The organism is Frankia sp. CcI49 (genome assembly GCF_001983215.1).
GTDB lineage: Bacteria > Actinomycetota > Actinomycetes > Frankiales > Frankiaceae > Parafrankia > Parafrankia irregularis.
Genome location: NZ_MOWP01000037.1, coordinates 1 through 20673 on the forward strand (window position 1 = coordinate 1; position 20673 = coordinate 20673).

Here is a 20673-nt window from a genome sequence, read left to right on the forward strand (position 1 = left end):
GGCCGGGCGGGAACACATAGGTCCCGCGGGACAGGTACTCCTTGATGATGTCGTTCTGCGTCGTACCGGTCAGCTCGGCCGGCGCCGCGCCCTGCTCCTCGGCGGCCACCTGGTACAGCGCGAGGAGCCACATCGCCGTCGCGTTGATGGTCATCGACGTGTTCATCTTGCCCAGCGGGATCTGGTCGAACAGCGCCCTCATGTCACCCAGGTGCGCGATCGGGACGCCCACCTTGCCGACCTCACCCCGCGCCAGCACATGATCGGGGTCGTACCCGGTCTGGGTCGGCAGATCGAAGGCCACCGACAGACCCGTCTGCCCCTTCGCGAGATTGCGCCGATACAGCGCGTTGCTCTCGGCCGGGCTCGAATGGCCCGCGTAGGTCCGGATGATCCACGGCCGATCCCGCTCTGGCCGAGCCGTCTCCGTCATCGCCGTCTCCTCGCGCTCCGTGCGGGGGTGGTGCCCGGAACCAGCGGTCGGGCATGACGGCACCAGGCGGCACAGGGCATGGCAGCACAGGCTTGGCCGTCACCGACGCCGGGCCGGGACAGAGATCGTTCGCCGCCAGCTCGAAGGCTGCCGGCGACCGAAGCAGAGTAACGGCCCGAGCCGCCCGCGCGCCCCGGATGTGACCTGGCCTACGACGAGGTCGAACCGGCCCCGCGCCGGTGCCGAACCGGCCCGCGGGAGATGAACCGGGCTGTGAGATCCGGTCCGGTCGGCTCAGGAGGCGCAGATACCCGGGCTCAGGACCGTCATCAGCTTGGCCGGAATCGAACTGCACGCACCGGGCCCGAGGGCGACCAGCGTCCAGGGCTCGCTGCCGACTCGCTTCCACACATGCGGGTCGGGCGCATCCGTCTCCGGCACGTCCTTGATCTCGGTCTGGGCGACGGCCCAGAACTCGTCATGTGCGCTGTCGGCGCCCTCGATCGCGCCGTAGAACAGGGTGTCCTTGACGATGGTGACATCGTCCATGGTCGGCGTGGTGCTGCCGGGGGTCTTCTCGCGCACCTTCCAGGCGGCGAGCCACTGCAGCGGCAGGCGCACGCTCTGACGCTCGGTGGCCGACAGCGTCACCTTGTGCGGAGTGCCCTCGACTCGGCTCGTCGCCCAGCTCACCAACGGGAGGGCCGGGCTGAGGACCGGGTTGTCGGGCAGCTCGGTCGTGGCGGTGACAGTGGCCGGCTCCTCGTCGTCGGCCCAGGCCAGTCCGAGAACGACCCCGAGCAGGATCGCGACCACGAACGAGCCCGCGACGAGAAGAGGTCGCTTCCGCTCGGTCCACGTCGCGGCGCCGGATCCGGCCACGCGACCACTGGCTGAGTCCACCCCTGCGGGCACCTCCACGTCCAGCATGTCTGCGTCTGCCCTCCACCATGCCATGCCTCGGCCTGATTATCGGGAAAGCATGCCCTATCGCGACTCGACATCCTCCGACGGGCGGTCGTCAGTCACGCACCGTCTCGCGACAGATCATTCCGGTGACGTATCTCGTGAGGCAGCCGGAACCAGCGGTTCATGCACACTGCGCACCCGCAGCAGCTGCCCGAGGCGGTCGGCCGCCAGCAGCGGCCACAGCGCCGCGGGCACGTCCAGCAGGACCAGCGAACGCCCGATCGAACGCGCCCGCCGGGCACCGCCCAGCAGCACCCCGACACCGGCATTGTCCGTGAGCTCCAGGCCGCCGACATCCACGTGCAGCGGCCCACACCCCGCGTCGATCGCCGCGTGCAGCTGGATCCGCAGCTCACCGACGGATCGGACGTCCACCGTCCCGGTGAGCCGCACCGTCTGGTGCACGTCCACCTGGTTCGGGTCTGCATGGTGCGTGTCCGCCCGGTGTCGGTCCGCCCGGTGTGGGTCCGCCCGGTGTGGGTCCGCCCGGTGTGGGTCCGCCCGATGTGGGTCGAGGTCGGCACGATCGGCTGCCGCCACCGCCCGTACGGCGCCTGGAGGCACCACCGCCTGACCTGCCGACAGCACGTCCACCGAGGCCTCCGATCCCATGCACCGGCTGCCCGAGACGTCTGTCGGGGCCCGCCGTTGGGCACCTGGACACGCGCTCGAGCTGCCCGCACGAACCGGACATCCGACCGCGGAAGTGGGCCACTCGGAGCCCACTCGAACTGATGATCCCACCAACCCGGCCACGATGTTCGATTCCGCCGCCGCGACAGCCTGATCAGGGACGAAGTTCTCTCCGGCAGACCCGCGACGGTGCGACGATGGACCCGGCGGCAGCGATCCGGCGCCCTGCGCGGGATCGCCCAACGGCACGTCGCGCGTCCAGGAGGCGACCGTGGAGACCACCGCGCTCGGTTTTCTCTACGGGCCGACCCTGGTGCTGCTCACCATCGGCGTGCTGGTCTTCATCTGCCGGCTGACATCCGGTTCGGCGCCCCGCGGCCGGGCCGGCAGCCCCCGGAACGGCAGCGCCCGGCCCAGAAGCCCACGAGACGGCACATCCAGGCACAGCGGATCCCGGCGCCGTGGGCCACGGCGTGCGCATCCCCGCAACCGTGGCTCGAGGCCGGGCCTGGCCTGGCCCGGCGCCCGGCAGCCGCAGGACTTCGGCCTGCTCGTGCCGGTCGCCACCGGGCCGAAGGAACGGGCGGCGCAGGTGCGGGCCGTGCTCGCTGCCGGTGGGGTCCGCGCCACCCTCGGCCCGGCCGGGACGGCCCGGGCCCGGCATGGCCGCCCCGTCGAGCTCGCCCACGTGCTCGTCTTCGCCAACGACGTCCCGAGCGCGTTGCGGACCCTGCGACAGGCCCGCGGCGCACCCGGCCAGCGGCCGGACCGCGGGCCGGACGGCGGCGGGCCGGGCAGCGGGTCAGCCGGCAGGCCGGGCGGCGGGGGCGGCACGAACCGCTGACCCCGCACCCAATCTCGGGGTTCGGGGCTGAGGGCGCACGGGTTCAGGGCCGCTGCGTTTCAGGGCCTCGTGCCCTCAGAGGGCCTCAGGCGGCCACCACCGAGGGCGGCTCACGGCGTACCTGGGCGCCCAACCCGGTGAGGCTCTCGACGAAGTTCGCGTAGCCCCGGTCGATGTGGTGCACGTCGCGGACCTCCGTGGTGCCCTCCGCAACCAGCCCGGCCAGCACCAGCGCCGCGCCGGCCCGGACGTCCGACGCCAGCACGGAGTCGCCCACCAGGCGGGGGGTGGGACGAACCACCACATGGTGGCCGTCGGTGCGCAGGTCCGCACCGAGCTTGTGCAGTTCACGGCAGAACACGAACCTGCTGTCGAAGACGTTCTCCGTGATCAGAGACGTGCCTTCGCTGATCGCCTCCAACGCGATCACCTGGGGCAGCAGGTCGGTCGGGAAGCCCGGATACGGCAGTGTGACGACATCGATCGACTTCGGCCGCCCCTGCGCGCTGACCCGGAAACCGTCCGCATGCAGTTCCACCAGGGCACCGGCGTCGCAGAGCTTCTCCAGCACGATCCCCAGATGATCGGCGCGGCCATGGTGGATCATCACATCGCCGTCGGTCATCAGCGCGCCGATCGCCCAGGTGCCCGCGACGATCCTGTCCGGCACCGTCCGGTGCGACACCGGGCTCAGCGTGTCGACACCGTCGACGACCAGCGTGGACGTGCCGACCCCGCCGATCCGCGCGCCCATCTCCACCAGCAGCGCGCACAGGTCCGCGATCTCCGGCTCCTGCGCGGCATTGTCGATCACCGTGGTGCCCTTGGCCAGCACACCGGCCATCAGCAGGTTCTCGGTCGCGCCGACGCTGGGGAAGTCCAGCCAGATCGACGCCCCCTGCAGGCGCCCGGACGAACGGGCCACCAGCGCCCCCGCCTCGACGTCCACGACCGCGCCCAGCTTCGCCAGGCCGTTCATGTGGATGTCGAGCGCACGCGAGCCGATCGCGTCACCTCCCGGCAGCGCCACCCGGGCCTCGCCGCGGCGGGCCACCAGCGGCCCCAGCACGGCGACCGACGCACGGATCCGGCGGACCAGCTCCGCCGGTGCGGTGGACTCCACCATCTCGGGCACGTCGATGACGACCCGCCCCGCATCCCGGTCACGTGAGGTGCTGGCACCGAGACCGCACAGGACGTCCGCCATCACCGACACGTCGAGGATGTCCGGCACGGCCTCCAACGTGGTGCGGCCGGGTGCGAGCAGGCTCGCCGCCATCAACTTGAGCACCGAGTTCTTCGCACCCGGAACGGCGACCTCGCCGACCAGCCTGGTCCCGCCTGTCACGACGAAGCGTTCCACGGRCTCCGATGCTAGGTGCTGCGCGGGGGATCTTCAGACCAACCCCGGGGATTGGCCGCTGTGGACCACGATCGGACCCCCGGTCCGGCCTCCGCTGACGCCCCTTCTCCCACGCCGTCCAACGCGCCACTCTCCACGCCAAGGAGACGAACGCCGTCATGGTGGCGCAGGACAGGCTCCTGCCGACCGGCCAGCGCGTCCGTGACCCGCACGGCGAACGCGGGCGTCGACCGCCGCACGACCTCCTCCACCGTGAGCCACTCGACCGCCGTGGCCTCCTCGGTCTCCGTCAGCGGCTCCGCCTCCGCCAGGTCCTCGGTGTGCCCCTCTCGGCAGAGAAAGACCAGCGCGACCACGCCCAGCGGCAGGTTCAGGTAGATCCCGGTGAGCCGCTCCGGCTCGACCGACATTCCGGTCTCCTCGCGAACCTCACGGCGAAGCGCCTGGTGAAAGGTCTCGCCGCGTTCGAGCACCCCACCCGGAATCTGCCAGGCCCCGTTGTCCCGCCGCCGGATGCAGACCACACGACCGTCACCCCGACGGATCACCGCGGCCACGCTGACACCGACGCGCACCTGGGTGTGGAGAACTCCCGGGACGTCCACGCCCGCATCATCGGTGGACGTGACAGCCACCTCCCACTACCTGGTGTCGGCGTGTTACTACTCTGAGGAGGCGGGTTCGGCGATGTGGGAGGCGATCACCGGGATGCGCACCACGGTGGCCAAGAGCTGGTCGTTCAAGGCTCACAACGAGGACACCTGCGGAACGCGCGCGGACGGCGCCTGGGTCATCGACGGCGCCTCTGCGCTGGAGCCAGGGCCGTTCCTCGACGGGCTGCCCGGGCCCGCCTGGGTGAGCACCCTGGCGGGGGCCTATCTCAGCGAGGTCGACTGGGACGGGCAGGCGCTGCGGGACGTCCTGGTAGAGCTCATCGAGCACCTGATCGAGCGGGGTCGGCGGGCCGGGCTGGTCGACGCGGGCACCGCCCGCTCGTCCGGATTCCCCACCGCCGCGATCTCACTGGTCCGCCAGCGCGGCGCCCTGCTGGATGTCTGTCTGCTCGGCGACGCTCCCGTCGTACTCAGCGGCTTCGCCACCCCCGCAAGCACCGCGAGCACCGCCGGGGCTGACGGGCCCGGCGGGCCCGGCGGGCCCGGCGGTCAGCCGATGGTCCTCACGGATCCGCAGTACGACGATGTCGAGCGTGAGCTGCTCGGCCGGGTCCGGGCGAGCCTCGACCGAGGCGACGATCCGGCCACGGCCTATGGACGACTCCACGAGACCCTGCTGGACCACCGCAGACGCCGCAACACCGACGCCGGCTCGTGGATCCTCGGTGACGTCCCGGCCGCCGCCGCGCACGCCCGCTGCCTGAGCATGCCGCTGGCCGGCGACGCGGAGGTCCTGATCTGCTCGGACGGGTTCGGCCGCCTGGTGGAACCGTTCGGTCTGGTGGACGGCTACGGTGCCCTGCTGGCCGCGGTCCGCGACGGAGCGGCCGGCGAACTGGTGGAGCGGCTGCGCGCGGTGGAGGYGGCGGACCCCGACCGCGTCCACCGTCCGAGATTCGGCGCCAGCGACGACGCGAGCGTCGTACACGCCATCATCGACCCGATTCTCGACCCGAGCGGCGCGGACGGGTCGCGATCGCGATCACGGTCAGGATCGCGCCGGCTGTAACCGCGGGCATCCGCGCAGGCTCCCCCATACAGTGACGGCATGGCGGTGCACCTGACCCGGATCTACACCCGGACCGGCGACGACGGGACGACGGCGCTGGGCGACATGTCGCGGGTGCCGAAGACGTCGGTGCGGCTGGCGGCCTACGCGGACGTCGACGAGACGAACGCGGCGATCGGGGTGGCGCTCGCCCTCGGGGATCTCGGCGCTCTCGGAGAACTCGGCGCCGAGGTGCGGGAGACGCTCGCCCAGGTGCAGAACGACCTGTTCGACGTGGGTGCGGACCTGTGCTCCCCCGTGGTCGCGGAGCCGAAGTACCCACCGCTGCGGATCACCGACACGTATGTCGACCGGTTGGAGGAGGCCTGCGACCGGTACAACGAGACGCTGACGAAGCTCAACTCGTTCATCCTGCCGGGGGGCACTCCCGCCGCGGCACTGCTCCACGTGGCACGCACCGTGGCCCGTCGGGCCGAACGGTCCTGCTGGGCGCTGCTCGAGGCGGAGCCGGACAGCACGAACCCGCTGCCCGCCCGCTACCTGAACCGCCTGTCGGACCTGCTGTTCATCCTGTCCCGGGTCGCGAACCCCGACGGCGACGTGCTGTGGAAGCCCGGCGCCGGAGGCTGAGCGAACGCCGCCGGCAGGCTCGAGCACCCCGGCCGCCGGCTACCCGCCGCGCCACCGGAGGCTCAGCTCGTCCGAAGAGCTGAGGATTTCGGTCGTTCCCACAACCGAAATCCTCAACTCCTGCCCGGGAGCAAGGCTCTCCGTAAAGAAGCGGAGAAGCGGTTGGATTCCGGTTCCGGGGGAAAACGGATCTGGCCCGGGCTCGGCGCTGGCGGCGTGCCAGCACCGGAAACCGGGCCAGAGTCAGAACAACAGTTCAGAACAAAGGAGTGCAGGTCAGGCGACCGTCGCGCTTTCCGCGAGGATGCTGACGCCCTCCTTGGTGACGGACAGGAAGCCGCCGTCGACACCGGCGGAGATCTCCTGCGAGCCGACCTTCACGCGGACGACCTGGTCACGGACCAGGACCGCCAGCATCGGGACGTGACCCGGCAGGACACCGATGTCGCCCTCGACGGTCCGGGCGACGACCATGTCGGCGTCGCCGGACCACACCTCCTGCTCGGGCGAGACGATCGCCACCCGCATCGGCATTACAGGTTCTCCGCGTTCTTCTCGGCGTCCTCGATCCCGCCGCACATGAAGAACGCCTGCTCGGGCAGGTGGTCGTAGTCGCCCTGGGTGAGCTTGCGGAACGACTCGATCGTCTCCGCGACCGGGACGAACTTGCCGGGGATGCCGGTGAACTGCTCGGCCACGAAGAACGGCTGCGACAGGAACCGCTGGATACGACGGGCCCGGTTGACGAGGATCTTGTCCTCTTCGGAGAGCTCGTCGATACCGAGGATGGCGATGATGTCCTGCAGGTCCTTGTAGCGCTGCAGGATCCGCTGCACCTCACGGGCGGTGTCGTAGTGCGCCTGCCCGATGTAGCGCGGGTCCAGGATCCGGGAGTTCGAGTCGAGCGGGCTCACGGCCGGGTAGATACCCAGGTCGGAGATCGCTCGGTCGAGCACCGTGTTGGCGTCGAGGTGGGTGAACGTCGTCGCCGGAGCCGGGTCGGTCAGGTCGTCCGCGGGCACGTAGATCGCCTGCAGCGAGGTGATCGAGTGACCACGGGTCGAGGTGATCCGCTCCTGCAGGGCGCCCATCTCGTCGGCGAGCGTCGGCTGGTAGCCCACAGCGCTGGGCATCCGGCCGAGCAGCGTCGACACCTCGGAACCGGCCTGGGTGAACCGGAAGATGTTGTCGATGAACAGAAGCACGTCCTGCTTCTGCACGTCCCGGAAGTACTCGGCCATGGTGAGGGCGCCGAGGGCGACCCGCAGCCGGGTGCCGGGCGGCTCGTCCATCTGGCCGAAGACGAGGGCGGTGTCGTCGATGACGCCGGCCTCGGTCATCTCCAGGAAGAGGTCGTTGCCCTCACGGGTGCGCTCGCCGACACCGGCGAACACCGAGACGCCACCGAACTCCTTGGCGACTCGACGGATCATCTCCTGGATGATGACGGTCTTGCCGACGCCGGCGCCGCCCATCAGACCGATCTTGCCGCCTCGCACGTACGGGGCGAGCAGGTCGATGACCTTGATGCCGGTCTCGAACATCTCGGTCTTCGACTCGAGCTGGTCGAAGGTCGGCGCCGAGCGGTGGATCGGCCAGTAGGTCTGGGCGTCGACGCTGTCCACGTCGAGCGGCCGGCCGAGCACGTTGAACACGTGCCCCTTGGTGGCGTCTCCGACCGGTACGGAGATCGGCGCGCCGGTGTCCTGCACCGGGGCGCCGCGGACGAGGCCGTCGGTCTGCTGCATGGAGATCGCGCGGACGGTGTTGTCGCCGATGTGCTGCGCCACCTCGAGGGTGAGGACCGCGGTCTCACCGTTGATGGTGCGCTCCACGTGCAGCGCGGTGTAGATCTCGGGCAGTTCGTCGGGTGCGAACTCGACGTCGACGACCGGTCCGATGACTCGGGCGACTCGGCCGGTCCCCGGAGTCCGGCCCTCCGCCGTGGCCGGCGAGCTGGTGGTGACGGTCATGGCGTCCTCGGTTTCACTGTCGTTGCCCGCCGCCGCGGGCTTCGGGCTTGACGTTCTGCGGTGTCGACGGGCCGGAGTCTCACACCTGACTCCTGACTCCTAGGAGCCGGACGCCAGGGCGTTCGCGCCACCCACGATCTCGGAGATCTCCTGGGTGATCGCGTCCTGCCGGGCCCGGTTCGCGGCGCGGGTGTAGGTCTTGACCAGATCCGTGGCGTTGTCGGTCGCCGACTTCATGGCGCGCTGGCGCGCGGCGGACTCGGAGGCCGCCGACTCCAGCAGCGCCGCGTACAGGCGGCTTTCGACGTACCGCGGCAGTAGCGCGTCGAGCACCGCCTCGGCCGACGGCTCGAACTCGTAGTTCGGCAGCGGGCCACCGGGCGGCGGCTCGTTGTGCTCACGCAGCACCATCGGGAGCAGCCGGTGCGCGACCGGAGTCTGGGTCATCGCACTGACGTACTCGGTGAAGACGAGGTGGATCTCGTCGACGCCGCCCTCTTCGGTCGGGGTGGTGAACGCGTCGATCACCGCGTCCGCCACCGCCTTGGCGTCACCGTAGCCGGGCTGCTCCGAGAAGCCGGTGTATTCGCCGGCCAGCGTCCGGCTGCGGAAGCGGTAGTACGACACCGCCTTGCGGCCGACCGCGTAGAGCACCGGCTCCTTGCCCTCCTCGCGCAGCAGCTCGGCCAGCTCACCGGCACGCTTGAGCGCGTTGGAGCTGTAGCCGCCGGCGAGGCCGCGGTCACTGGTGACCACGACCACGGCGGCGCGGGTCGGCTGCGGGCGCTCGGTGGTGAGCGGGTGCGCGATCGTCGTCTGCGAGGCCACCGCGGTGATCACACGGGTGATCTCGTCCGCGTACGGCCGGGACGCGGTGACCCGCGCCCTGGCCTTGGCGATCCGCGACGCGGCGATCAGTTCCATCGCCTTGGTGATCTTCTTGGTCGAGTTGACCGTCTTGATCCGCCGGCGGTACTCGCGAAGCTGGCCCGCCATAGGTCAGCGACCCTTGTTCTCGGACGGCTTGGGGTGGTGGACGGCGATCTCCTCACGCTCGACCGCGGACGGGTCGAGTGCCTCCGGAGTCGCCTCGTTCACCAGCGGGCTGCCGCTCGACAGGGTGAACTGCTGCTTGAACTCGGCGATCGCCGAGGTCAGCGAGGCGATCGTGTCGTCGCCGAGCTTGCCGGTGTTCACGATGGCGTCGTAGATGCCGCCGTGGGTCCGCCCGACGAAGTCGAGGAACTCGCCCTCGAAGCGGCGGATGTCCTCGACCGGCACGTCGTCCAGCTTGCCGGTGGTGCCGGCCCAGATGGAGACGACCTGGCGCTCGACCGAGAACGGCTTGTTCTGGGGCTGCTTGAGCAGCTCCACCAGCCGCGCACCGCGGGCGAGCTGGTCGCGCGAGGCCTTGTCCAGGTCGGAGCCGAACGCCGAGAAGGCCTCCAGCTCGCGGTACTGGGCCAAGTCGAGCCGAAGCCGGCCGGCGACCGACTTCATCGCCTTGACCTGCGCACTACCACCAACTCGGGAGACCGAGGTACCGACGTTGATCGCCGGCCGGACGCCCTGGTTGAACAGGTCGGACTCCAGGAAGATCTGGCCGTCGGTGATCGAGATGACGTTCGTCGGGATGTAGGCCGAGATGTCGTTGGCCTTCGTCTCGATGATCGGCAGCCCGGTCAGCGAACCGCCGCCCAGCTCGTCCGAGAGCTTCGCGCAGCGCTCCAGCAGGCGGGAGTGCAAGTAGAAGACGTCGCCCGGGTAGGCCTCACGGCCCGGCGGGCGGCGCAGCAGCAGCGAGATGGCCCGGTAGGCCTCGGCCTGCTTGGAGAGGTCGTCGAAGACCACCAGCGCGTGCTGCCCGTTGTACATCCAGTGCTGCCCGATGGCGGAACCGGTGTACGCGGCGATGTACTTGAAGCCGGCCGGCTCGTCCGCCGGGGCGGCGACGATGGTCGTGTAGGCCAGCGCGCCGGCCTCTTCAAGGGTGTTGACGACCTCGCGGATCGTCGACTTCTTCTGGCCGATGGCGACGTAGACGCACTTGACCTGCTTCTTCGGGTCGCCGCTGAGCCAGTTGTCACGCTGGTTGATGATCGCGTCGATCGCGACCGTCGTCTTGCCGGTCTGCCGGTCGCCGATGATCAGCTGACGCTGACCACGGCCGATGGCGGTCATCGCGTCGATGGCCTTGATGCCGGTCTGCAGCGGCTCCTTGACCGGCTGACGCTCCACGACCGACGGCGCCTGCAGCTCGAGGGCACGGGTGCCCTCGGCCACGATCTCGCCGAGGCCGTCGACCGGCCGGCCCAGCGGGTCGACGACCCGGCCGAGGAAGCCGTCGCCCACCGGGACGGCGAGGATCTCGCCGGTCCGGCGGACCTCCTGGCCCTCCTCGATGTGCTCGGCCTCGCCGAGGATGACGCAGCCGATCTCGCCGACCTCGAGGTTGAGAGCGAGGCCCAGCACGCCGCCGTGGAACTCCAGCAGCTCGTTGGTCATCGTGTGCGGAAGGCCCTCGACCCGCGCGATCCCGTCACCGGTCACGACAACGCGGCCGACCTCCTCCCGTTCACCGGAGGTGGCCTGGAAGGAGTCGACGTACTCCCGGAGGGCGTCGCGGATCTCCTCCGGCCGGATGGACAGCTCAGTCATCGCGTTGGTCCTTCATGGCTGACGTGGATCTGGTCATAGGTCGTCACTGCCGGCCCTGGCCTCGGGCCCGCTCTGCGCTCGCCCATCGCGCGTCCAGGCCTAGCCCGTCAGCCCGCGGCGGGCCGCGGCGAGCCGGCGCAGGACGGTGCCGTCCACGACCTCGTCGCCGACCCGCACGGACAGACCGCCGAGGATGGACGGGTCGAGGTCGATCTGGAGCTGGATCTGCCGGCCGAAGAAACGGCTGACCGCCGCCTTCAGCCTTGCGATCTGGTCTTCGTCGAGCACGCTCGCGGTGCGGACCACCGCGACCACCCGCCCGCGGCGGGCGGCCGCGATCCGGCTCAGATGCTCCAGACGCCGTTCGACGTCACCCTGCGAGGGGTCGGCCGTCGCCTGCTGAGCCAGCCGGACGGTCACCGGATGGGCCCGGTCGGACAGCAGCCGGGACACCAGGGCGGCCTTCGCCGACGCCGGCGCGGCCGGGTCGGTGAGCGCGAGGGAGAGCTGCGGGTTCTGCCCGAGGATCCGGCCGAACCGGAACAGCTCGTCCTCCACCTCGTCCAGCACGTCAGCCGCCTGTGCCTCGGCCAGGGTGGCCTCGACCGCGAGCTCCTCCAGTGCGAGGCGCAGGTCGATCGGCCGGGACCAGCGGCCGGAGACGGCCGCTGAGACCACGGAGAGCGACGCCGGGCTGATCTGGGTACCGAACAGGCGGCTGGCGAGACCCGCCCGCGACTGCGCCGGCGCACCGGGATCGGTCAGCGCACGGCGCACCGTCGCCTCACGGCCGACGAGCGCCGCGACCGCTCCAAGCTCCTCGGCGATCGCGCGCACATCGGGCTGCCCCGAGCCGGTGGTGGCGCCGACCGGCACCGCCGTCACCTGGTCGAGGACCGACCTGGCGGCGGCGAGTGACTGCCGGCTGGCTCCCTCCACCGTCAGGCCCCCGGCCCGGCCGGGGCGGCCGCGGGACGCGGCGCCTCGTCGAGACCCGCAATGAAGTCGTCGACGAGCTGCCGCTGGCGCGTGTCGCTCTCGAGCTCGTGCCCGACGATGCGGGTGGCGAGCTCGAGCGCGATCTCGCCGATCTCACGGCGCACCGACGCCACGACCTGGGCCCGTTCGGCCACCAGTGTCGCGTCGGCGCGTTCCCGGATCTCGGCGACTTCCTGCTGGGCCTGCGCGCGCAGTTCCTCGACGATCTGCCGCCCCTGGGCCTGGGCGTCCTCGCGGATGCGAGCCGCCTCGGTCCGGGCTTCAGCAAGCTGGGAGCGGTACTGCTCGAGCAGGACCTGTGCCTCCGCCTGCGCCGTCTCGGCGCGCTTGAGGCCACCTTCGATGCGTTCGGTCCGTTCCGCATAGGTCTTGCGGACCTGCGGATAGACCTTCCAGAAGAAGAAGCCCACGAGCAGGCCGAAGGCCAGCAGGCCGACGATCAGCTCGGCGAGCGGCGGCACAAGGACGCTGTCCTCGTGCTCCGCGCCTTCTTCGGCGGCGAGAATGAGTGTGTGCAGCACCAGGCGCCCCGGATCAGGTGAAGACGAACGGCACGACGAAGCCGATGAGGGCAAGCGCCTCGACGACGGCGAAGCCGATCAGCATGTATCGGAAAGCCACCTGCTCGGCCTCGGGCTGGCGAGCGATCGCCTGGACACCCAGACCGAAGATGATGCCGACGCCGATGCCGGGACCAAGGGTGGCGATGCCGTAGGCCACCGTCCCGATGTTGCCGCTGATGGCCTCATCAGCGGCGAGCAACGCGGACGCGGAAAGAGACATCGTTGTTATCCGTCCTTCTGTGGTCAATGCACCGGGGATCTCCCACGGTGCGCGTGGGTCGTTTGGCTTCAGGCCCGCGCCACCGCGACGGCGGCGACCGGTTCGCTGTGTTCGTGGTCGTGCGCTGCGCCGTGGTCAGCACCGTGGTCGCCGCCGTGCGAGGAGATCGCTCCGCCGATGTAGGCGGCCGTCAGGACCGTGAAGATGTAGGCCTGCAGGACATCGATCATCAACTCGAAGGCGGTCAGGCCGATTGCCACCACGCCGGAGACCACACCGAAGATGAACTGCGGCTTGGGTAGCAGGTAGTCGGCACCGAGGGCGAACACGAGCAGCAGCATGTGGCCGGCGAACATGTTGGCGAACAGCCGGATGGCCAGCGTGGCGGGCCGGGCGACGATGGTCGAGACGAACTCGATCGGCGCCAGGATGATCTTGACGAACAGTGGGGCGGTCGGCGCCGGGACCAGCATGTCCTTGAAGTAGGCACCGAACCCGTGTTCGCGGATACCGACGACGTTGAAGATCACCCAGCTGGTCAGCGCCAGGATCAGCGGAACCGCGATCCGGGACGTCACCGGGAACTGGGCGACCGGAATGACCGCCAGGACATTCGCGACCAGGATGAAGCAGAAGAGAATGGTCAGGTACGGGGCAAAGGTCTTACCCCGCTCCCCGATCACGTTCCGCGCGATCGAGATGTCGACGAAGTCGTAGATCGACTCACAGAAGTTCTGCAGGCCGCGCGGTACCAGCGTCGCCTTGCGGAACCCCAGCCAGAGGAAACCTCCGACGAAGAGCGCCACGAACAGCGTCAGCGCGGTCCACTTGTTGAAGTAGAAGTCGATCGGTCCCAGGTCGAACTCGAACCAGCTCTTCGGCTTGAAGACATCGGGAGTCGGCCCGTGGAAGCCATCGTCGGCCGCCAAGAGCACCGATCCGCTCGGCACTTCCGATACCTCCAAGATCATTTATGCTGACAAAGTTCGCGATCCCCCCAGGGCTGGATCGACCTCACCCTATACGGGATGGGCCGCCGCCCCGGGCAATCAAAGACAAGCGGAGGACCGCTGAGCGCTACCCGTTCAGAGCTTCGGTGGCAGGGGACTTGCTGTCCCGGTACCGATGCGGTCGAAGTGGTGGCGCCCAGTGCCGACAGCGTCCACAGACGCTCCCCGACAGGGCAGATGCTATCCGGCCGGGCGCGCGAGAGCACTCGTTGCAGGACTAAGATCTCCGACGGACGGTCGAACGTTCATCTTCCGTTGGGTTTTTGGACATATTGTCACACTACGTTGTCGAGTCCTTGCCCAACGCCCCGCCAATGACACGCTCCGTCAACGGCGGGCACCGAAACGGTAGATGACCAGATAGAGCGAGGCGACCATGCCGACGATGAGCCCGATCGGAAAGAACACGGGGCCGAAGCCCGCCAGGTGATCGACGCCAAAGCCCACCAGCCCCCAGAACCCACCGCCGGCCACGAGAGTGCCGATGATGCCCCAGGCCTCTCCCGGCGGCGGACCGGCATCGACCGGTCCCGATCTTAGTCTTTCATCCTTTTCACCACTGCCCTTTTTGCCCGATAGGCCGCGATTCTGCCCATTGGTGCCATTCGCCGCCACGTTGCGCCTAATCCGGGCCGACGAACGCTCCAAGGCCGCGCCCACCTCGGGCTGCCTACGGCTGGCCATGCTTGCCTACAGCTCCTCGTGTGACGGTGCGGCCACGCCCGAGGTGCCCCCGGCCGGGCGCCCCTGAGCGGAGAAAACCGGCGCGACCCGGGACGGATCGAAAGTCTGCGGATCATAGAAGGGCACCCGCAACCGGGCGGCGACCCACACCTCGGCCCCCACCCAGCACAGCGTGGCGGCCATGATCGACCAGGCGAAGCTGGGCAGGTCGATCGCGGTCGCGTCGCGCAGCGCCAGCAGGACCACGCCGAGGACGGCCACCTTCGCCGCGTAGACCCCGAGCGCGGCCGGCAGCAGCATCGTCGTGGCGCCCCGGCGGGCCACCGCGACCAGAGCGAGCTTGCCCAGCGCGAAGAAGGCCGCGACCAGGCCGACGGCGAGGGCGGCCCCCGCCACCCCGGACGCACCCCGCAGGACACCCCCGAGGGTCAGCACGACGACCAGCAGGGCCGCCATCGCGCCCAGGCCGGCACGCAGCGCGGGCAGCGCGGTGGCGATCATGCCCGACGCGCCGCTCGCTGCCCGGTGAGCAGCAGGGCGACCAGCGCGAGCAGGCCCACACCGACGGTCGCGGCGAGGATCGGGAGCGGCGAGTCCGAGAAAGATGCCGCCACTCCCCCGAAGCCGACGAGCGCGGCCCAGAAGTACATCAGCAGAACCGCCCTGACATGGGAGTTTCCGATGGAAAGAATTCGATGATGTAGATGCATTTTGTCCGCAGCGAACGGCGAGCGACCCGCCTTCGTGCGCCGGATCACCGCCAGCCCGAAGTCCAGCACCGGCACGGCGAGCACCGCGAGCGGAATCGCCAGCGGGATAAGCGACGGTAGCTGCCGGGAGGGTCCAGCGTAACCCCCGTACGCGACCTGGCCCGTCACCGAGATCATCGAGGCCGCTGAAAGGAGCCCGATGAGCATCGATCCCGAGTCCCCCATGAACAGCCGGGCCGGATTGAAGTTGTGCGGCAGGAAGCCGACGCAGACACCCGCCGTGACAGCGGCGAGCAGGGCCGCCGGCGAGGCCCGGTAGAAGCCGTTGATCACCGCGATCTGATAGGCGAAGTAGAAGGTCGCCCCGGCCGCGATCGCGGCGACGCCGGCGGCGAGCCCGTCCAGGCCGTCGATGAAGTTCATCGCGTTGACCAGGATGAGCGTCGCGAGAATGGACAGCGGCACAGCGGTTTCGGGCCCGAAGCTGATGGTGGTCTGGCTGTCCCGGTCGATCGCGAAGGACCATTGCACACCCAGCAGGACCATGACCCCCGCCGCGGCCACCTGGCCCGCGAGCTTGGTCAGCGAGTCCAGCTCCCAGCGGTCGTCGGCCACCCCGAGCAGGCAGATCAGCGTCCCCGCGACGAGCACCGCCCTCGTCTCCGACCAGTCCTGGGAGACCACGGAGAGAAAGGGGAGCCGGTCCGCTACCTCGAGGCCGGCGTAGAGCCCGGCGAGCATCGCCAGACCGCCGAGGCGCGGCGTCGGGGTCGCGTGCACGTCGCGGGCCCGCGGCCACGCGACCGCACCGATGCGGAAGGCGATCCAGCGGGCGACCGGAGTCGTGAGGAAGGTGACCGCCGCCGCGACCGCGAAGACGAGCAGGTACTCGCGCATGTCAACTCATTCCGCAGTTCATCGTTCGCGCACTCGGTGCGCCCCCTCGGTGCAGGTCCTCAAGACAGGGCCGGTCGGACGGACAGTCGCTCCCGGCCCACTACCTCGGATACGCGGGGAAACGCGTGACCAGCGCGGCCACCGCCGCCGTCACCTCCGGCGCGGACTCCGGCTCGCGGACAGCCCGGGAGATCAGGCTGGAGATCTCCTTCATCTCACCCTCCCGCATGCCCTGGGTCGTCACCGACGGGGTGCCGACCCGGACACCGGACGAGACCGCCGGCGGCTGCGGATCGAACGGGATGGCGTTCTTGTTGAGCGTGATGCCGGCCGCGCCGCAGCGTGCCTCCGCCTCGCGGCCGGTGACGCCCAGCTCCTGAAGATCGAGCAGGGCGAGATGGGTGTCGGTGCCACCGGCGACCGGTCGCAGCCCCTCGGCGGCGAGCCCGCCCGCCAGCGCCTGGGCGTTGGCGACCACCTGCCGCGCGTAGGCCGCGTACTCGGCGGTGGCGGCCTCCCGCAGGGCCACCGCCTTGGCCGCGATCGCGTGCATCAGCGGGCCACCCTGGCTGAACGGGAAGACCGCCTTGTCGATGCGCGACGCCAGCTCCTCCCGGCAGAGGATCATGCCCCCGCGCGGCCCCCGCAGGACCTTGTGGGTCGTGGCGCTGACGACATCCGCGTAGGGCACCGGACTGGGCACCGCACCACCGGCCACCAGGCCGATGAAGTGCGCCGCGTCGACCAGCAGCCAGGCTCCCACCTCGTCGGCGATCGAGCGGAAGGCGGCGAAGTCGATCAGCCGCGGGTACGCCGTCGCACCACAGATGATCATCTTGGGCCGGTGCTGCAGGGCGAGCTGACGGACCTCGTCGTAGTCGATGAGCTCGGTGTCCCGGCGGACTCCGTAGCCCACGACGTCGAACCAGCGGCCGGAGAAGTTCACCCGGCTGCCGTGGGTGAGGTGCCCGCCGTGCGGCAGCGACATCGCCAGCACCGTGTCGCCCGGCGTGAGCAGAGCCGCATAGACGGCGAAGTTCGCCTGGGCGCCGGAATGCGGCTGCAGGTTCGCGTGATCGGCGCCGAACAGGGCCCGCGCCCGCGCGATCCCGATCTCCTCGGCACGGTCGACGACCTCGCAGCCGCCGTAGTACCGCCGCCCCGGATAGCCCTCGGCGTACTTGTTCGACAGGGTCGAGCCCAGCGCCGCGAGCACCGCCGGAGAGGTCAGGTTCTCACTGGCGATCAGTTGCAGACCGCCGCGGAGCCGGTCGAGCTCGCCCAGCACGACCGAGGCGATCTCGGGATCGGTGGCCCGCAGCTGGTCGAAGTCCGGGCCCCAGAACGGGGTGCTCATGATGCGTTCACCTCCCGCGGCTGCAACGCCAGGATAAGTCCGGCCGCCGCGGCACCGCGCGTCGCCGCCATCCCATCCGGCCGGGCACCGGCCCGCCGCGCCACCGGAACACCTGCGGGCAAAGGGCCGACGACGGCCAGGGGTCGACGACGGCCGGGCGGTCAGCGACGCGCGAAGATCAGCGGCGCGCGAAGATCAGCGGCGCACGGGCTCCGCGATGTGCGGCACCACCGAGCGCAGCGCCTCGAGGTCCACCGCGCCCTCCCGGACGACCACCGGGACGGTCCCGGTGCAGTCCAGGATCGTCGAGGCCTTGCCGACCGGCGTCCGGCCCCCGTCGAGGTAGACGTCGACCGCACCGCCGAGCTGCGCGAGCGCGTCATGGGCCGTCGTCGCGGGCGGACGCCCGCTGATGTTCGCGCTGGACACGGCCATCGGGCCGGTCCTGGTCAGCAGCTCGATCGCCACCGGGTGCAACGGCATCCGGACCGCGACGGTGCCCCGGGCGTCGCCGAGATCCCAGCTCAGCGACGGCGCATGGTTGACGACCAGCGTCAGCCCGCCCGGCCAGAAGGCCCGCACGAGGTCACGAACCTGATCGGTGACCTGCTCGACCAGGCCGTCGAGGGTCCGCCAGGAGCCGACCAGCACCGGGACGGGCATGTCACGGCCCCGGCCCTTCGCCCCGAGCAGGCACCCCACCGCAACCGGGTCGAAGGCGTCCGCACCGATGCCGTACAGCGTGTCCGTGGGCAGCACCACGAGCCTGCCGCTGCGGACGGCGGCCGTGGCGGCGTCGAGTCCGGCGGCGCGTCGATCCTGCTCCGCGCAGTTGAACACCTGCATCATGCGTCCTCTCCGGCGCCGCGCGGCCGGCCCCGCTCCGGCGGGTTCCAGCGGGCCGTGACGAACCTGTCCCGCCCGGCGAGATCAGGATGATCAACGATATGAGACCACAGGCCGGCCCATCCCGCGCCGCCGGACGGCCCGCTCGCAGCAGGCCCGTGCGCGGACGGCCCGTTCTCGGACGGCCCACTCTCGGCCAGCAGGGCGGGAACAGCCTGGCCGTGCTCGTCGGCGTGCTCCATGACCAGCACGCCGCCCGGGCGCAGCAGGACGGCGGCGGCGGCCACGACAGCCCGGGGGCCGTCCAGCCCGTCCGGTCCGCCCCACAGCGCGGCCGGCGGGTCATGGCGGCCCACCTCGGGCTCGACCAGTGCGCGGTCGCGGTCGGGAAGATAGGGAGGGTTGCTGACCACCAGGTCGACCCGCCCCGCCAGGTCGGCGAGCGCAGCCCGCACCGGCGGCGCTGGCGGGCGCCCCGTGCCGGTGCCAGTGCCAGTGCCGGTGTCGGTGTACGCGGAGATGCCGACATCAGCCTGGTGCACATGCACCGGCAGCCCGGTGCGCTCGACGTTACGGCGCAGCCAGTCGAGCGCGGACGGCTCGATCTCCACCGCGTGGACCTGGGCGGCCGGGAACTCGTCGGCCAGTGCCAGGGCGATCGCACCCGATCCAGCGCACAGATCAACACAGACCGGGCGGGCGACCCCCAGCGAGCGCAGCGCCGCCAGCGCGCCCTCGACGACCCACTCCGTCTCCGGGCGCGGGATGAAAACCCCCGGGCCGACGGCGATGTCCAGCCGGCGGAAGCCCGCGACACCGGTCAGGTGCTGCAGGGGAACTCGGCCCGCCCGCCGTTCGACCAGCGCCCGAAGCTCGGCCGCCGCGGCGGCGTCGATCCGGTCGACCAGGGCCAGCCGGCCGCGGGAGACGTCCAGCACGTGTGCGGCGAGCTGCTCCGCGTCGCCGCGGGGACTACCCACCCCGGCGGCCTCCAGACGTGCCGCGGCAGAGATCAGCTCGTCCCGCAGAAGAACGGAATCGTCCCCGGCCGCCGCCGAGACGCCGGTGCCCGCCGCCGCGATCCGCGGCAGGGTCACGGGGCCGCCACCATCCGGGCTGCCTGGTCCGCCTCGATCAGGGCGTCGACCACGGCGTCGAGGTCTCCGTCGAGCACCTGCTCGAGGTTGTGCGCCTTGTAGTTGATCCGGTGGTCGCTGATCCGGTTCTCCGGGAAGTTGTACGTGCGGATCTTCTCGGAGCGGTCCACGGTGCGCACCTGGCTCGCCCGGGCGGCGGCGGCCTCCGACTCGGCCTTCTCCCGGGCGGCGGCGAGCAGCCGCGACCGCAGGATACGCATCGCCGACTCCTTGTTCTGGAGCTGGCTCTTCTCGTTCTGGCAGGAGACGACCACCCCGGTCGGCAGGTGGGTGATGCGCACGGCCGAGTCGGTGGTGTTCACGCTCTGACCGCCCGGGCCGGAGGAGCGGAAGACGTCGATACGCAGGTCGTTCGGGTCGACGTCGACGTCGACGTCGGCCGCCTCGGGGAGGACCAGGACCCCGGCCGCGGAGGTGTGGATCCGCCCCGCCGACTCCGTCACCGGCACCCGCTGCACCCGGTGCACCCCGCCCTCGAAGCGCAGCCGCCCGAAGACACCCTGGCCGGGTCCGGCGGAGCCGCGGGCCTTCACCGCGACGCTCACATCCCGGTAGCCGCCGAGATCGCTCGGGTTCGCGTCCAGGATCTCGGTTCGCCACCCGCGCCGCTCGGCGTACCGCAGGTACATCCGCAGCAGGTCGCCGGCGAACAGCGCCGACTCCTCGCCGCCGGCGCCGGCCTTGACCTCGAGAATGGCGTCCCGGCTGTCGTCGGGGTCGGTCGGCACGAGCCAGGCACGCAGACGGCTGGCGAGCTCGGCCCGACTGTCCTCCAGCGCCGTGATCTCGTCACGGAACGACGCGTCCTGCTCGGCGAGCTCACGGGCCGCTTCCAGGTCACCCTCGACGCTCTCCAGCCGCAGGGCGAGATCGACCGGGGTGGCAAGCTCGGCGTACCGACGGGTGAGCTCCCGCGCCACCGACGGATCGTTGTGAATGGCAGGATCCGCCAGCCGCTTCTCGATGTCGGCATGCTCGGCGATCATGCTCGCGAGCGGGGAGGTCATCGCTGTTCCTTCAGTCATCGGGCCGTGCAGCATCGGG

At 70.6% G+C, this 20673-nt stretch carries 23 protein-coding genes; 3 read left to right on the plus strand and 20 right to left on the minus strand.

Annotated elements, in window-relative coordinates; translation table 11 throughout:
* The 3 genes from CcI49_RS31910 to CcI49_RS43785 form a co-directional block, all read right to left on the minus strand.
* On the minus strand, positions 1-433 hold a 433-nt coding region (locus CcI49_RS31910; RefSeq protein WP_241840364.1), incomplete at its 3' end, for a methylmalonyl-CoA mutase family protein.
* 294 nt (positions 434-727) lie between these two features.
* Complete coding sequence (locus tag CcI49_RS31915) at positions 728-1363, minus strand: hypothetical protein (protein WP_076832898.1); 636 nt, start codon at positions 1361-1363, stop codon at positions 728-730.
* Between the two features lie 117 nt (positions 1364-1480).
* Positions 1481-1813, minus strand: a complete 333-nt coding sequence (locus CcI49_RS43785; RefSeq protein ID WP_054565073.1) for an STAS domain-containing protein — start codon at positions 1811-1813, stop codon at positions 1481-1483.
* 493 nt (positions 1814-2306) lie between these two features.
* On the opposite strand from CcI49_RS43785, the gene CcI49_RS31925 reads away from it, so the two are divergent.
* On the plus strand, positions 2307-2879 hold the full coding sequence (locus tag CcI49_RS31925) for a hypothetical protein (protein WP_076832901.1): 573 nt from the start codon (positions 2307-2309) through the stop codon (positions 2877-2879).
* 85 nt (positions 2880-2964) lie between these two features.
* On the opposite strand, the gene murA is transcribed toward CcI49_RS31925, so the two are convergent.
* Complete coding sequence (gene murA / locus CcI49_RS31930) at positions 2965-4227, minus strand: UDP-N-acetylglucosamine 1-carboxyvinyltransferase (RefSeq protein WP_054565464.1); 1263 nt, start codon at positions 4225-4227, stop codon at positions 2965-2967.
* Between the two features lie 26 nt (positions 4228-4253).
* Complete coding sequence (locus CcI49_RS31935) at positions 4254-4877, minus strand: NUDIX hydrolase (RefSeq protein ID WP_347280158.1); 624 nt, start codon at positions 4875-4877, stop codon at positions 4254-4256.
* On the opposite strand from CcI49_RS31935, the gene CcI49_RS31940 reads away from it, so the two are divergent.
* Both CcI49_RS31940 and CcI49_RS31945 read left to right on the plus strand, forming a co-directional pair.
* Entirely contained in the window at positions 4867-5925 is a 1059-nt protein-coding gene (locus CcI49_RS31940) for a hypothetical protein (protein WP_241840365.1), read from the plus strand. The genes CcI49_RS31935 and CcI49_RS31940 overlap by 11 nt on opposite strands.
* Positions 5926-5964: 39 nt before the next feature.
* On the plus strand, positions 5965-6555 hold the full coding sequence (locus CcI49_RS31945) for a cob(I)yrinic acid a,c-diamide adenosyltransferase (RefSeq protein WP_054565075.1): 591 nt from the start codon (positions 5965-5967) through the stop codon (positions 6553-6555).
* A gap of 276 nt (positions 6556-6831) precedes the next feature.
* Here CcI49_RS31945 and CcI49_RS31950 read toward each other — a convergent pair whose 3' ends face one another.
* The 15 genes from CcI49_RS31950 to prfA form a co-directional block, all read right to left on the minus strand.
* Positions 6832-7089, minus strand: a complete 258-nt coding sequence (locus CcI49_RS31950) for a F0F1 ATP synthase subunit epsilon (RefSeq protein ID WP_006544715.1) — start codon at positions 7087-7089, stop codon at positions 6832-6834.
* Positions 7089-8528 carry a F0F1 ATP synthase subunit beta gene (gene atpD / locus CcI49_RS31955; RefSeq protein ID WP_054565076.1) on the minus strand — a complete coding sequence of 480 codons (1440 nt, stop codon included), beginning with the start codon at positions 8526-8528 and terminating at the stop codon, positions 7089-7091. Before atpD ends, CcI49_RS31950 begins: the two co-directional genes overlap by 1 nt.
* A gap of 99 nt (positions 8529-8627) precedes the next feature.
* Positions 8628-9524, minus strand: coding sequence for a F0F1 ATP synthase subunit gamma (locus CcI49_RS31960; protein ID WP_076832904.1), 897 nt, complete (start codon positions 9522-9524; stop codon positions 8628-8630).
* Positions 9525-9527: 3 nt separating this feature from the next.
* On the minus strand, positions 9528-11186 hold the full coding sequence (gene atpA / locus CcI49_RS31965) for a F0F1 ATP synthase subunit alpha (protein WP_076832906.1): 1659 nt from the start codon (positions 11184-11186) through the stop codon (positions 9528-9530).
* 99 nt (positions 11187-11285) lie between these two features.
* Complete coding sequence (locus CcI49_RS31970; protein WP_054565079.1) at positions 11286-12125, minus strand: F0F1 ATP synthase subunit delta; 840 nt, start codon at positions 12123-12125, stop codon at positions 11286-11288.
* 2 nt (positions 12126-12127) lie between these two features.
* Positions 12128-12706, minus strand: coding sequence for a F0F1 ATP synthase subunit B (locus CcI49_RS31975; RefSeq protein WP_076832909.1), 579 nt, complete (start codon positions 12704-12706; stop codon positions 12128-12130).
* Between the two features lie 13 nt (positions 12707-12719).
* Positions 12720-12968 carry a F0F1 ATP synthase subunit C gene (locus tag CcI49_RS31980; RefSeq protein ID WP_076832912.1) on the minus strand — a complete coding sequence of 83 codons (249 nt, stop codon included), beginning with the start codon at positions 12966-12968 and terminating at the stop codon, positions 12720-12722.
* Positions 12969-13036: 68 nt separating this feature from the next.
* A complete protein-coding gene (atpB, locus tag CcI49_RS31985; RefSeq protein ID WP_076832917.1) occupies positions 13037-13918 on the minus strand; it encodes a F0F1 ATP synthase subunit A in 882 nt (293 codons plus the stop codon).
* A gap of 387 nt (positions 13919-14305) precedes the next feature.
* Entirely contained in the window at positions 14306-14662 is a 357-nt protein-coding gene (locus CcI49_RS43795) for an AtpZ/AtpI family protein (RefSeq protein ID WP_083749846.1), read from the minus strand.
* 6 nt (positions 14663-14668) lie between these two features.
* Positions 14669-15163: a hypothetical protein gene (locus CcI49_RS31995; RefSeq protein WP_076832920.1), complete on the minus strand. Its 495-nt coding sequence runs from the start codon at positions 15161-15163 to the stop codon at positions 14669-14671.
* Entirely contained in the window at positions 15160-16269 is a 1110-nt protein-coding gene (locus tag CcI49_RS32000) for an MraY family glycosyltransferase (RefSeq protein WP_006544705.1), read from the minus strand. The genes CcI49_RS31995 and CcI49_RS32000 overlap by 4 nt, the downstream gene beginning before the upstream one ends.
* Positions 16270-16369: 100 nt before the next feature.
* Complete coding sequence (gene glyA, locus CcI49_RS32005) at positions 16370-17626, minus strand: serine hydroxymethyltransferase (protein WP_076832924.1); 1257 nt, start codon at positions 17624-17626, stop codon at positions 16370-16372.
* A 195-nt stretch (positions 17627-17821) separates the two neighbouring features.
* A complete protein-coding gene (locus tag CcI49_RS32010) occupies positions 17822-18475 on the minus strand; it encodes an L-threonylcarbamoyladenylate synthase (protein WP_198955703.1) in 654 nt (217 codons plus the stop codon).
* Complete coding sequence (gene prmC / locus CcI49_RS32015; RefSeq protein WP_083749847.1) at positions 18472-19569, minus strand: peptide chain release factor N(5)-glutamine methyltransferase; 1098 nt, start codon at positions 19567-19569, stop codon at positions 18472-18474. Before prmC ends, CcI49_RS32010 begins: the two co-directional genes overlap by 4 nt.
* Positions 19566-20636, minus strand: a complete 1071-nt coding sequence (prfA, locus tag CcI49_RS32020; RefSeq protein ID WP_054565086.1) for a peptide chain release factor 1 — start codon at positions 20634-20636, stop codon at positions 19566-19568. Before prfA ends, prmC begins: the two co-directional genes overlap by 4 nt.
* Positions 20637-20673 lie beyond the last annotated feature (37 nt).